Here is a 13,539-nt window from a genome sequence, read left to right on the forward strand (position 1 = left end):
ACTAAAAAATAAAGACTGCTTCAAAGAAACAGTCTGTTAAGTTATTAAGAAAGCATTCGTTTTGCTTTTTTCACACCTTCTACAAGTAGATCGATTTCATTAAATGTATTGTAAACCGCAAAACTTGCTCTTACGGTTCCTGCAATATTAAAGAAATCCATGATCGGTTGCGTACAATGATGTCCGGTTCTTACTGCAACTCCCATTTTATCGAGAATCATTCCTACATCTGAAGAAATACCAATTCCTTCTAAGTTAAATGAAACTACACCTGTTCTGTGAGCTTTTTCGCCATATACTTTTAATCCTTCAATCTCCAAAAGTTGTCTTTGCGCATATTTCAGCAAAGCATTTTCGTGAGTTTGGATATTTTCCTGCCCTACTTTTTTAATGAAATCAATAGCGGCACCCAAAGCAATATTTCCGCCTACATTTGGAGTTCCGGCTTCATATTTAAAAGGCAAACCTGCATATGTTGTTGCATCGAACGAACATACCGCAATCATTTCACCTCCACCGTGGAAAGGCGGCAAATTTTCAAGAATTTCCTGTTTTCCGTACAATATTCCCGTTCCCATCGGAGCATACATTTTATGTCCTGAAAACACAAAAAAATCGCAGTCTAACTTCTGCACATCAATTGTAAAATGAGGAGCCGACTGAGCACCGTCAATCACGACGTAAGCATCTGAATTGGCTCTTGTTTTAGCAATAATTTCTTCAACAGGATTTACAATTCCCAAAGCATTGGAGACCTGATTAACAGATACTACTTTTGTTTTTTCGCTTAAAAATTCGTCTAAATAATCCAATTGAAGAATTCCGTTTTCATCAATTGGGATAACGCGAAGTTTTGCACCCGTTCTTTCGCAAAGCAATTGCCACGGAACGATATTCGAATGATGCTCAAGATAAGAGATAATAATCTCGTCATCTTTCTTTAACTTTTGAGTTAAAATATAAGCGATAAGGTTTAGACCCTCGGTTGTTCCTTTGGTGAAGATGACTTCAAAATCATCTTTAGCATTGATGAATTTCTGGATTTTTCTTCTTGAAAGCTCCATTTCTTCGGTTGCTAATTGGCTCAATGTATGAATTCCGCGATGTACATTAGCATTGAGCTCGGTATAATATTGATTCCAAACCTCAAGTACTGAGTTGGGTTTCTGAGACGTTGCTGCATTATCTAAATAAACCAATGGTTTACCGTTCACCTCCTGATTTAATATAGAAAACTGACTTCTGATTTCCTGAATGTCAAACATTATTACAATTTTAATTAAAAGGTTCTTTATTTAGAACGCATCAAATTTACGATTTTTTATCTAAAAGTCTGCCAGATTAATAGAGTGATCATTTTTATCTAAAACAAAAAAAACCTGCCAAAAAATGACAGGTTAATTTATTTAGAGTAAGAAAATTCTTATTCTGCTGAAGCTTCAGCTGCTTCTGGAGCTGCTCCTTCTTCAGTTGCAACTTCTTCATCCTCATCATCATCTTGAGCTGCCGCTCCACCTTTCGCTGCATTTCTAGACATTTTAACAGCTACAACAACTGCATTGTCTGGGTGCATGAAAGAATATCCTTCAGTTTTGATAGTTCCTACATAAAGTTTGTTACCAATTTTAAGCGGAGTAATATCTACAACGATCTCATCTGGCAAGTTTGCAGGAATAGCTTTTACTTTTAACTTTCTGAAAGTCTGACGTAAAACACCACCAGCTACAACACCTTTAGAACGACCTGTAATTCTTACAGGAACTTCCATAATAACTGGCTTATCGTCAGATAATCTGTAGAAGTCTGCGTGAATAATTTTGTCTGTAATTGGGTGGAACTGAATATCTTGAAGAACTGCAGGAATTACCTGTCCGTCAACTTCAATAGATACCGTGTGTGCTTCAGGAGTATATACCAAACCTTTGAATGACTTCTCTGTAGCAGAGAAATTCAATGGCTCACCACCTCCGTAAACAACACAAGGAACTAATTCAGCATCACGTAAAGCTTTTGTAGACTTTTTGCCCACGCTTTCTCTTTTTGTACCTTGAATTGTAATTGATTTCATTTATAAAAATTTAAAAAAATTGTTTCGATTTAAATCGCATTTAGCTAATTACCAATTAGATAACGAACTTACTGCTAATAGATTGATGCTCGTGCACCATCTTCATAACATCTGCAAATAATGGGGCGCAAGATAGCACTTTTATTTTAGATGACAAACCATTTTTCACAGGAATTGAGTCAGTTACAATAACTTCCAACAATTGCGAGTTCTCGATATTGTCATAAGCCTTCCCAGAAAGCACTCCGTGAGTAGCCATTGCTCTTACAGATTTTGCTCCTTTTTCCATTAAGATATCTGCAGCTTTGCAAAGTGTTCCTGCAGTATCAATCATATCATCAATAAGGATAACATTTTTACCTTCCACATCCCCAATAAGGAACATTTCTTCTACAACGTTTGCTTTTTTTCTTTCTTTATAGGCAATTACTACGTCTGCACCAAGGTGACCTGCATAGTTTTTTGCTCTTTTTGCACCTCCCATATCCGGAGAAGCAATGGTAAGATTATCAAGCTTAAGATTCTTGATGTAGTCTACAAAGATGGTAGAAGCATACAAATGATCCACAGGAATTTCGAAGAATCCTTGAATCTGATCTGCGTGTAAATCCATCGTCATTACTCTGGTTGCACCTGCAGCAGTTAAAAGATTTGCCACCAATTTAGCCCCAATCGGCGCTCTTGGCTTGTCTTTTCTGTCTTGTCTTGCAAGCCCAAAGTACGGAAGCACTACGGTAATACTTTTTGCAGAAGCTCTTTTTGCTGCATCAATCATTAGAAGCAATTCTAAAAGATTGTCTGCCGGCGGAAACGTAGATCCGATTAGGAAAACTCTTCCTCCTCTTACAGATTCGTCTAAAACAGGTTCGAATTCTCCGTCGCTGAACTCCTGAAAGTTGATTTTTCCTAATTCTTTCCCATAATGCTGGGCAATTTTTTCTGCAAGATCCTTACTGGTTCTTGTAGAAAATAGATAACTTAACTGATCGGCCATTTTTACTTTTTAAAAGATTTTGCAAATTTAAAAAAAAACCACAAGAATCAATCCTGTGGTTTCTATTATTTATTTTTATCTCCGATTAAGGAAATGTAATTCCTGAATATTTATTAGGATCTACCTGTGGTAAAGTCGATTTATATTTCATGTTGATTGCCTTTATAAATTCATTAGCAACCACTGCATATCCTCTTCCGGTAAGGTGAACTCCATCTAAAGAGAAAGTACCTCCCGTAACAAAAGTAGCTGTATACCTTACTCCATTCCAAGAAATTCCTGATTTAGAATTTAATTCAATCATTTTAGCATTCATATCAACAAAAGCCAAACCATAAGAATCTGCCATAGATCTGATAGAAGTATTATAAGCTTTAACAGCTGTAGAAATATTATTCACTTCATCTGTTGTTAAGGAATACTGATCTCCTATTGGGAAACTTGCTCCGTAAATAAACACAGAAGTTGGTGTAGCAGGTTGATTAGTTGTTGCATCTAAACCTAACAGCGCACTTGATGTAAGAAGCATTAATTCTCCAGGTTTTGCCTGACGTGCTCTTCCGAAAGCATTTCCAATAAATGCAGCCTGAGTTGCCGGAACTCCACCTGCAGTAAGTGCAGCCGTAAGTTGTGCTGAAAGATTAGCTAATTTATTATCAATAATAAGCACCGGATTATTTCCTGCTACAACAGGATTAATTCTATCACCTTGTCCAAATGCAGTAAGAGCAGCTTTTAAAGGTCCATAAAGCTGAGTATTTAAAGACTGTGCTTTTGCTGCGTCTAAAGGTATAGCATTATAAGGAACTCTTGTAAAAAACGGGATATTGGTAACATCAGGAATATTTGCAATAACTCCTTTTGTAGATCCTACACTTTTCAATCCATCAAGAACACCTTTTATAGAACCTGCTACTACATTAGCATCTGAAATATCATTTGATCTGTATGTCGCAGGATTTGTATTGCCGTTCTGTACTGTCGCAGCAGTATATGTAGTAACTCCTCCTGTAGTTTGCGAATTAGTTCCACCATTTGTTGCGTACGACAACACATCATTATTTCCAATCCAAAGAGAGAAAAAACTTGGTTTTTGCACCATTGCATCTGCTAAAACGCTCGTCGTTGCAGAAGAAGCAAATCTTACAAAATAAGGATTTGCAGTTCCTGTAGACAAACCTGCAGCACTTCCATAATTTGGAGCTACAAGATGAAAAGATTTTGCACCGGGAACTCCCATATTATTATATGGTCTACCCGCAGCAACATTATCTAAAGTTGCAGCAGCAGGAGAAGCAACAGGAGCTAAAGCTCCATTAACCATTTTTAAAACGAGTTTTCCCGGAAAACCAGGTAAGTTTGTAAAACCTCCAACATTATTGGGCATCAATGGCTGCTTAAACGCTCCTCCACCTGCAAGTTTCATTTGCATTGCAATCATACTTGGATAAGATTCGTTTTGACCATCACTGTAAAGTGTTCCATCTCTATAACCTGATGTAAGTGAGTTTCCCAGCGCAACATAATTAGAGAAATCTGCTTCACCTTTCGTTACAACGATGTCTTCTACATCAGTATCAAAATCTGTATTACAACTTACTGTAAAAAAAAGTGCAGAAACAGCTATTGTAGATATTATTATTTTTTTCATAATTTAAAATTAAAAAGCATTATAAGATAAACCTAGACCAAAATAGAATGCTTTAGCCTTTGCCTGACCATAGAAACCTAAGTAATTATTTTTCACATCTCTGCTTTGTGGCATCGCATAACCACCAGCAACATCAACTCCGAATTTATTAAGTTTGAAACCTAAACCTCCTGTCAACACAAAAGAATCAAAAGATGGTGTTTCCGGAATGAAGTTTTCATCAGAATAAGGAGACTCATCGTAATAAGCACCTAAACGGCCATAAATCATATTTGTGAATGCATATTGAGTTCCTAATCTTACTGTTTTAGAATTTTTAAAGTTCTTTGGAGCAACCAATATTGTAGGATCTGTTTGATTTCCAATTGGAGCATTAGCAAAATCTAAAGTCAGCTTGCTGTATCTTTCCCAACCATGGTAGTTGAAATCTGCAGAGATTTGCCATTTTGGAGTAACCCTGTACGTTAAACCAATTGTATATTCTTCTACAAGAGGTAAAGTTGCTGTGAAACTATCCTGTCCCGCTCCGTTCAATCCTAAAAGCGTGTTTACAGTAGTTTGTGCAGGTGCAACGAAAGTTGCAGTTCCTTTTTTAGCTTTCATATCAACAGGAGAACGGTATGCAATACTCATATCAAATTTTGGATCGGGTCTGAAATAAAAACCAAAACCATAACCGTGACCACTTGCTTTCTCGTCATTAATATTAACCGTTCCGCCAAATTGCGTCACTGCTTTATCCCAGTTTACCGATCCTCTTGCGTAAATATAACTCGCACCGAAAGAAACCCAGTCTGCCATTTTCACGGAAACCATAGGCTGGAAATAAAAACTTTTCAGCTCAAGTTTCTGTACCATTTCTCTTCCTTCCCAATCGTAAGGATATTGAATTGTACTTCCAAAAGGCGTAGAAAAACTGAAACCAATCGATAATTTATTAATCGGCTTATAAGCAATCGCTGCATAAATTGGTGTACCCAACGGATTATCAGTCTCTGTACTTTGTAAAGTATTTAAATTCTGAAAAGTAACTTTATTACTTGCTCCAAAACCTCCTGCAACAATACTTAGTTTAGAAGGAATAAATGACATACCCGCTGGATTAAAAAATGCAACACTCGCATCTTCAGCATGAGCACTTGTGTGCGCCATTGCCAATTGTTTTACCCCTTGCAAAGAAACTCTAAAGCCTCCCGCATAAGATAAAACACCAGCCAATAAAGCAGTTGATATTAATATTTTTTTCATAGACTATTATTATATAACCCAAATATAAAATTATTTTGTTTAGGTCTGTTAATAAATCTTAAAATTTTAAACAAAGTAATAAAAGAAAACTATGTTTAAAATAATATCTCATGCATAAATTAAAATAACACACTCAATAACATTGCATTAAATAGAATCCAGACAATCAATTTTCACCATGTTTAATATTAAACATTTTCAAAAATTAATATTTAGTACATTTGGAATTGTATAAAGATAAAAATCAATAAATTTGCAAGATTAAACAAATTATAATATGAGTTGTGGATGTAAAACATCCGGCGATTCTGCACATTCTTGCGGAACAAAATCTGCAAATGGCTGTGAAAGTGTAAATACCTGCGGTAATAGTTATAAATTAAGTGTTTTCGATTGGCTGTCTAACGTACAAAACCCTGCATCAAACAGGTGTGATTTTGTAGAAGTTAGATTTAAAAATGACAGAAAATTATTTTATAAAAATGTAAATAATATTCCTTTACATATAGGTAGCATTGTAACAGTAGAATCTAGTCCGGGACATGATGTAGGCGTAGTAAGCCTCACTGGTGAATTAGTGAAAATTCAGATGAAGAAAAAAAGAGCTTCAGAAGAAAACCCACTTAAAATATATAGGCTGGCCAACCAAAAAGACATTGAAGTTTGGCAGGAAGCTAGAAAAAAAGAGGAAAATGTAAAAATTGAAGCCCGAAAAATTTCACACAGAATAGGTCTTGAAATGAAGATTACTGATGTGGAATATCAAGGCGACTCTTCTAAAGTAACATTCTACTACACCGCCGATAACCGAGTGGATTTCAGAATGTTGATTAAAGAATTCGCAGGAGCTTTCCGTACAAAAATCGATATGAAACAGATCGGTTTCAGACAGGAAGCTGCAAAAGTAGGCGGAATAGGATCTTGCGGAAGAGAATTGTGTTGCTCTACTTGGTTAACTGACTTCAGATCAGTAAACACCAATGTGGCAAGATATCAGCAATTGAGCATTAATCCTCAAAAACTGGCAGGACAATGTGGTAAACTTAAATGTTGTCTAAACTATGAATTAGACAGCTATCTTGATGCATTAAGCCACTTCCCTTCTTCTTCAACCATGATTGATACCGAAAAAGGAAGAGCTTTTTGTATAAAAATTGATGTTTTCAAAAAGAAAATGTGGTTTGCCTACGTCGACAGCTCGATGGCGTGGTACGATTTCGACGTTGATTTGGTTAAAAAAATGATTTCGCAAAATAAAAGAGGTGAAAAAACGTTACCTCTCGAAGATTTGAAGCAACCTGAAATTTCTATTAAAACAGTAGATTTAATTCAGGAAAACAGTGTCGATCGTTTTGAGAAGAAAAACAGAGGTTTCAACAAAAACAGAAACCAAGGAAATCAGAATCAAAACAGACCAAACAACAATCAAAATCAGGGACCTAGAAAACCTAGACCTGAAAACAACAACGAAAAACCACAGGACAGAGCAGATAAAGGCGAAAGAACAGAAAGACCTGAACGTCAGCAAAGACCTGAAAAAAGCACAAGGCCTAATCAAAATAATAATCAAAGGCCTCAAAAACCGCAACAGCAGAAACCACAATCGGAAAAACCGCAGTTGGAAAAAACTGAAGCAGTGAATAATGATGTTGATAAAAAACCACAGAATCAACAGCCCAAAAAGAAGTTTAAAAAGAAATTTCCTCCAAAAAAAGATAATAATGCATAAAATTTCAGGACTTTTTCTCCTTGTTTTTTTGGTAAGCTGCAATGCTACCGGAGAAGACGTTATTATGAATAACGTTGATAATAAATGGAATAAGAAGACCGAACAAAAATTTAATCTTGAAATTTCGGATCCGCAAAATCCTAAAAATCTTATATTTGTTGTAAGGAACAACAATGAGTACCCTTACAGTAATATAAGATTCATTGTTAATCTTACCAACCCGAAAACCAAAGCCAAACAGATTGATACGCTGAATTATATTTTAGCAAAACCAAACGGAGAATGGCTTGGAACAGGATTTGGAGAAACGAAAGAAACTTTGTTTCAGTATAAATTAAATTACAAATTCCCGGAAAAAGGCAATTATGAAATTGCAGTTGCTCAGGCAATGAGAAACGACAATCTTCCGGGGATTGAAGACTTAGGTATAAAAGTAGAAACGGCTAAACCGTAATTATACATGGAAGAAAACAAACAAAATAAAGGAAACAAGGGAAAGACGTTCCCGCTTCCTCCTAAAAAAAGTACCAAAAATTCTGCATGGAAAAGATGGGTAAAATTCATCTGGATTGGTTTTATTGCAGTAGTTTTAGGTATTTCAGGGATTTTCTTTGCAGTTTCCCAAGGCTTTCTTGGTGAAATGCCCGATGTAAAAGAACTTGAAAATCCGGATATTTATGTGGCGTCCCAAATTTATTCATCAGACGGAGTTCTTTTAGGTAAATTTGAGAAAGAGAAAACACAACCTGTTGAATACAAATCACTTCCCCCATACCTCATCTATGCATTATATGCAAAAGAAGATGAACGCTTTAAAGAACATTCTGGGATTGACTTACAATCTGTTGTTCGAGCTGTAGCGTTTAGAGGCGGAAGAGGTGGTGGATCTACTGTTACCCAACAGCTGGCAAAATTACTTTTCACAGGCAAAAGATCTGACAATAAAGTAAAAGCTGTTATACAAAAACTAAAAGAATGGGTTGTTGCTGTAAGTCTTGAAAAACGTTACACGAAAGAAGAAATCATCACATTATATTTTAATAAGTTTGATTTTTTATATAATGCCAATGGCGTTGAAATGGCATCAAAGATATATTTCAATAAAACAACTGCAGAATTAACCTTACCAGAAGCTGCAATGTTTGTTGCAATGCTCGAAAACCCAGTTAAAAATAATCCGATGCGTAATGCTGAAAGAGCCAAATTCAGAAGAGACGTTGTGTTGGAGCAAATGCTTAAAACTGAATATATAGATAAAGAAACTTTTGATAAAGCTGTAGCAACCCCAATTACTCTAGATTACCACCCTATTAAGAATATTACTGATGATTATTCAGCATATTATAAGTTTTACTTAAAAAAGGAAATAGATAATTATCTTAAAGATTACGAAAAAGAAACGGGAAAACCATTAAATCTATTTAAAGACGGATTAAAAATATATGTAACCCTTGATTCTAAGATGCAGAAATATGCGGAAGAATCTATTAAAGAACATTTAACTGATCTTCAAAAAAGATTTGATGCAGAGCAGAGAGGCAGAAAAAACAGACCTTTTTACTATCTTAATGATCAGCAAGCAAACAAAGTAATGATGCAGGCGGTAAAACGAACCGGTCGTTACAAACAATTAAGCAGAGCTGGAGTTCCTGAAGATTCTATTATGATGGAATTCCGCAAGCCGATAAAAATGTCAAGGTTTACTTGGGCAGGTGAAGAAGAAGTTGAAATGTCTCCTTGGGATTCTATAAGATGGCACAAGCAAATTGCACAGGCAGGTTTAATGTCTATGGTTCCGGGAACAGGCGAAATTAAAGCTTGGGTTGGAGGAATCGATTGGCAACATTTCCAATACGATCACATCAAACAAGGAAAAAGACAGGTAGGATCTACTTTCAAACCATTTGTTTATGCAACTGCGATTATGAAATTAGGTTTAACACCTTGTTCAACTATTTCAAATGCTAGTTTCAACAAAGGAAGTTATCATGTACCCGGAAGAGGTGGAATGTTAACATTAAAAGATGCTTTAGCTCACTCTCAAAACCCTGTTGCATTAAGATTGGCTGAAATGACAGGAACGCAAAGTGTAATTCAGACCGCAAGAGATTTGGGGGTTACCGAAGAAATTTCTACAAGCTTACCAATGGCTTTAGGAGCTTCTGATATTACAATCTATGAAATGCTTGGAGCCTACAGCACATTTGCCAATTACGGAAATTACAACAAACCGGAAATGATCTGGAGAATTGAAGACGTCAACGGAAGAGTGATAAAAGAGGTAATCTCAGAACCGAAAGAAGTAATGAATCCTAATTACGCTTACACCATGATTGAACTAATGAAAGGTGTTGCTCAATACGGTACCGCTTCAGGAGAACTGGGAAGACGAGGAGTATCTAAAAACATTGAAATTGCTGCAAAAACTGGAACAACTCAGAATAACTCTGATGGTTGGTTTATGGGAATTACTCCAAAACTGGCAACCGGAGCTTGGGTAGGCTGGGAAGACAGAGCAACCCACTTTTTTGGAACAGGAGAAGGTCAGGGAGCAAAAATGGCATTACCAATCTGGGCAATATTTATGAAAAAAGTATGGGCCGATAAAAGCTTAAAAATATCACCTGACGATAAATTTGTAAAACCTCTTGATTGGAAAGACGGATGCTCAAATCTTCAGGGACTTAGCGGTGGATACGGTGATGATGGAGGATTGCAAACCATCGATGATTTAAAAAATCCACGACCTGCAGACACAGGACCAAAAAACAACTCTGGTAAAAAAGAAGAAAATGTAAATGAGCATTTGAACACCAGTGAAGATATCGATTTTAATAAATAAATTTCTTTATAATCATTATAAGACCTTTCAATTATTGGAAGGTCTTTTTTATTTCTTACTTTTAATATCTTTGAACTATGAATATCGACAAGATTACCCAGCCATTTACAGAGATTTTCCCTGGAGATTTTTCAGGAAACACGATTCAGAGAAACACACCTAAAGTTCTTTTTTCAACTGTAGAACCAGTTGGTTTTGAAAATCCTGAATTAATTATTTTTAATGAAAAACTTTCAGAAGAAATAGGTTTGGGAGAATTTAATGAAGACGACCTTAATTTTTTAGCAGCAACCAACTTACCTGAAAATATAAAAACTTATGCGACAGCTTACGCAGGACATCAGTTTGGAAACTGGGCAGGTCAGTTAGGAGATGGCCGTGCAATTCTTGCAGGTGAAATCACCAATGAAGCAGGAGAAAAAAACGAAATTCAATGGAAAGGAGCCGGAGCGACACCTTATTCTCGTCACGCAGATGGTAGAGCTGTTCTGAGATCTTCTGTTCGCGAATATCTGATGAGCGAGGCAATGCATCATTTGGGAATTCCAACGACCCGAGCTTTAAGCTTATGCTTTACAGGTGAAGAGGTTGTTCGAGATATGATGTATAGTGGGAATCCGCAGAATGAAAAAGGCGCCGTCGTTGTAAGAACTGCCGAAAGCTTCCTTCGTTTTGGTCATTTCGAATTGATTTCTGCACAGAAAGAAATAAAAACACTTACCGAACTGACAGATTTTACAATTAAAAATTATTTTAAAAATATAACTTCTCAAGGCGAACAGAAATACAAAGACTTTTTCAGTGAAGTCTGCACCAAAACAGCAGATTTAATAGTCGAATGGTTTAGAGTTGGCTTTGTACATGGCGTGATGAATACAGACAACATGTCGATTTTAGGTTTAACAATCGATTATGGACCTTATTCTATGATGGATGAATATGATTTAAATTTCACACCCAACACGACTGATTTGCCAGGAAGAAGATATGCTTTCGGAAAACAGGGACAAATTTCACAATGGAATCTTTGGCAACTTGCCAACGCACTTTTCCCATTGATAAAAGATGAATTTTTTTTAGAAGAAACATTAAATTCTTACGGAAATTATTTTTGGAAAGCTCATGATAAAATGCTCTGCCGAAAATTTGGCTTTGATGAATTAAAAAAAGAAGATGAAGAGTTTTTCATCAACTGGCAAGGCTTGATGCAAGAGCTTCAATTCGATTATACTCTATTTTTTAATCTTTTAGAAAAACTGGATAATATTTCAGACATTAAAACGGACTTCCAGAAAATATCTTACGGTTTTTTAGATGATGCTAAAATAAAAAAGATTGAAGATTTCATTCAAAATTATTCCCACCGATTAAAGACGAATCGTATTTCAAAAGAAGAGTCTTCAGGTTTAATGAAAAAAGCAAATCCGAAATTTCTGCTTAGAAATTATCTTCTTTTTGAATGCATTGAAGAAATCAACAATGGTAAAACCGAAATATTACAAAAACTGACAAAAGCTCTAGAAAATCCATACGAAGAAATTTTCCCTGCATTTTCAGTAAAAAGACCCCTGAATTACGATGATATTTCCGGATGTTCAATGCTTTCTTGTAGTTCTTAGAATATTTGCTAAACATTTTCATTAATATGTAATTATTTTCATTAATTTTGAAAAAAAATAATTATTCATGAAAAAAATTCTACTTTTTGCATTTGCATTAACATTAAGTGTAAACGCATATTCACAATTAAGTTGGACACAACAAAATTCTGCATTCACAGCTGCAACTACAGGCATTAACACTATTGCAATCGTTGATAACAATGTCGCTTGGGCATTAGGATATGATGGTTCAGCTGTAGAAGCAAATTATCAAACATTTACCAGAACAACAAATGCAGGAACAACTTGGTCTTCAGGAACCATTAACGTAGGCAATACAAATTATATAATTTCTGATTTAACAGCAGTTTCTGGAACAACAGCTTGGGTAGTAGCAACTCCTACTGCGGGTGGAAATGGCGGTGGCGTATGGAAAACAACTAATAGTGGATCCACATGGACAAAACAAGCAAGTGCTTCATTTAGCTCTAATGCATCTTTTGCGAATACAATTCATTTTTGGGACGACAATAATGGTGTCGCAATGGGAGACCCAACCGGAACTTTATTTGAAATTTACACCACTACAAATGGAGGAACAAATTGGACAAAATTAACCTCTGCTTCTGTTGCAGCGGCTACAAGTGGGGAGGCCGGATATGTCCACCTTAAAGAAGTAGCAGGAGACAATATTTGGTTTGGTACTTCTAAAGGAAGGATTTTCAAATCAGCTAATAAAGGAGCAACATGGACAGTTGTTTCAACACCAATTTCAGATTTTGGAAGTACTACATCAAGTGGAAAGATTGCTTTAAAAGATGCTAACACCGCATGGATCCTTAATGATCTTGGAAATGTCTATTCTACTACAGATGGAGGAGCCAATTGGACAACATTACCTACAACTCTTGCACAAGCATCAGACATTACATATGTTCCTGGAACAACTTCTACTTTAATAGCAGTAGGCAACGGAGCTGGATCTAGTGTAAGTTACAATGGAGGAACTACTTGGACAACTATTGAAAGTACAAATAGCATGGTTAGCGTAGCCGCTCTTAATACATCAACTGTTTTTGGAGGAGGTTTTAACACAAGTGCTACTGTAGGAGGTGTATATAAGTCTTCGGGATCTTTAGGAGTAAACGATGCTATAAACAAAAAAAACAACAACTTATCGATATATCCGAACCCAACAAAAGGAGAAGTAAACATCAAAACTGATAAGAAAATAAAATCAACAACTGTATTAGATTTATCAGGAAAAGTACTTACTGTAGGAAGCTCTGAAACAGTAAACCTTAGCGCATTTACTAAAGGAACTTACTTAGTTAAAGTAGAGTTTTCTGACGGAAGCAGCAAAACAGAAAAAATCATTAAAGATTAATTAATATCTTTTCAATATT

Annotated in this window: 10 protein-coding genes; 5 read left to right on the forward strand and 5 right to left on the reverse strand. The window is 35.8% G+C overall.

The window, feature by feature from the left end:
- Positions 1 to 44: 44 nt before the first annotated feature.
- The 5 genes from FDY99_RS09570 to FDY99_RS09590 form a co-directional block, all read right to left on the reverse strand.
- Positions 45 to 1,265 (reverse strand): aminotransferase class V-fold PLP-dependent enzyme, encoded by a 1,221-nt coding sequence (locus tag FDY99_RS09570; RefSeq protein WP_139421047.1) that lies wholly within the window; start codon positions 1,263 to 1,265, stop codon positions 45 to 47.
- 158 nt (positions 1,266 to 1,423) lie between these two features.
- On the reverse strand, positions 1,424 to 2,068 hold the full coding sequence (locus FDY99_RS09575) for a 50S ribosomal protein L25/general stress protein Ctc (protein WP_139421049.1): 645 nt from the start codon (positions 2,066 to 2,068) through the stop codon (positions 1,424 to 1,426).
- Positions 2,069 to 2,123: 55 nt separating this feature from the next.
- On the reverse strand, positions 2,124 to 3,062 hold the full coding sequence (locus tag FDY99_RS09580) for a ribose-phosphate pyrophosphokinase (RefSeq protein ID WP_074230699.1): 939 nt from the start codon (positions 3,060 to 3,062) through the stop codon (positions 2,124 to 2,126).
- An 85-nt stretch (positions 3,063 to 3,147) separates the two neighbouring features.
- Positions 3,148 to 4,713, reverse strand: a complete 1,566-nt coding sequence (locus tag FDY99_RS09585; RefSeq protein WP_139421051.1) for an SGNH/GDSL hydrolase family protein — start codon at positions 4,711 to 4,713, stop codon at positions 3,148 to 3,150.
- 9 nt (positions 4,714 to 4,722) lie between these two features.
- Complete coding sequence (locus FDY99_RS09590; protein ID WP_139421053.1) at positions 4,723 to 5,961, reverse strand: OmpP1/FadL family transporter; 1,239 nt, start codon at positions 5,959 to 5,961, stop codon at positions 4,723 to 4,725.
- Positions 5,962 to 6,238: 277 nt separating this feature from the next.
- Between FDY99_RS09590 and FDY99_RS09595 the strand changes: the two genes are divergently transcribed.
- From FDY99_RS09595 to FDY99_RS09615, 5 genes are all read left to right on the forward strand, one after another.
- Positions 6,239 to 7,690, forward strand: a complete 1,452-nt coding sequence (locus FDY99_RS09595; RefSeq protein WP_139421055.1) for a PSP1 domain-containing protein — start codon at positions 6,239 to 6,241, stop codon at positions 7,688 to 7,690.
- Complete coding sequence (locus tag FDY99_RS09600; protein ID WP_139421057.1) at positions 7,683 to 8,144, forward strand: gliding motility lipoprotein GldH; 462 nt, start codon at positions 7,683 to 7,685, stop codon at positions 8,142 to 8,144. The genes FDY99_RS09595 and FDY99_RS09600 overlap by 8 nt, the downstream gene beginning before the upstream one ends.
- 6 nt (positions 8,145 to 8,150) lie before the next feature.
- Positions 8,151 to 10,532, forward strand: coding sequence for a transglycosylase domain-containing protein (locus tag FDY99_RS09605; RefSeq protein WP_139421060.1), 2,382 nt, complete (start codon positions 8,151 to 8,153; stop codon positions 10,530 to 10,532).
- A 77-nt stretch (positions 10,533 to 10,609) separates the two neighbouring features.
- Entirely contained in the window at positions 10,610 to 12,151 is a 1,542-nt protein-coding gene (locus FDY99_RS09610) for a protein adenylyltransferase SelO (RefSeq protein WP_139421062.1), read from the forward strand.
- Positions 12,152 to 12,218: 67 nt separating this feature from the next.
- Positions 12,219 to 13,520: a WD40/YVTN/BNR-like repeat-containing protein gene (locus FDY99_RS09615; protein WP_139421064.1), complete on the forward strand. Its 1,302-nt coding sequence runs from the start codon at positions 12,219 to 12,221 to the stop codon at positions 13,518 to 13,520.
- Positions 13,521 to 13,539: the final 19 nt, after the last annotated feature.

Origin of the sequence: Chryseobacterium mulctrae, assembly GCF_006175945.1 — a bacterium.
GTDB classification, from domain to species: Bacteria; Bacteroidota; Bacteroidia; order Flavobacteriales; family Weeksellaceae; genus Chryseobacterium; species Chryseobacterium mulctrae.

Bases quoted from the DNA above. Each gene is read 5' to 3' on its own strand.
- FDY99_RS09595 (WP_139421055.1), top strand. From the start codon at position 6,239: ATGAGTTGTGGATGTAAAACATCCGGCGATTCTGCACATTCTTGCGGA.
- FDY99_RS09605 (WP_139421060.1), top strand. From the start codon at position 8,151: ATGGAAGAAAACAAACAAAATAAAGGAAACAAGGGAAAGACGTTCCCG.
- FDY99_RS09590 (WP_139421053.1), bottom strand. From the start codon at position 5,961: ATGAAAAAAATATTAATATCAACTGCTTTATTGGCTGGTGTTTTATCT.
- FDY99_RS09575 (WP_139421049.1), bottom strand. From the start codon at position 2,068: ATGAAATCAATTACAATTCAAGGTACAAAAAGAGAAAGCGTGGGCAAA.
- FDY99_RS09615 (WP_139421064.1), top strand. From the start codon at position 12,219: ATGAAAAAAATTCTACTTTTTGCATTTGCATTAACATTAAGTGTAAAC.
- FDY99_RS09600 (WP_139421057.1), top strand. From the start codon at position 7,683: ATGCATAAAATTTCAGGACTTTTTCTCCTTGTTTTTTTGGTAAGCTGC.
- FDY99_RS09570 (WP_139421047.1), bottom strand. From the start codon at position 1,265: ATGTTTGACATTCAGGAAATCAGAAGTCAGTTTTCTATATTAAATCAG.
- FDY99_RS09580 (WP_074230699.1), bottom strand. From the start codon at position 3,062: ATGGCCGATCAGTTAAGTTATCTATTTTCTACAAGAACCAGTAAGGAT.
- FDY99_RS09610 (WP_139421062.1), top strand. From the start codon at position 10,610: ATGAATATCGACAAGATTACCCAGCCATTTACAGAGATTTTCCCTGGA.
- FDY99_RS09585 (WP_139421051.1), bottom strand. From the start codon at position 4,713: ATGAAAAAAATAATAATATCTACAATAGCTGTTTCTGCACTTTTTTTT.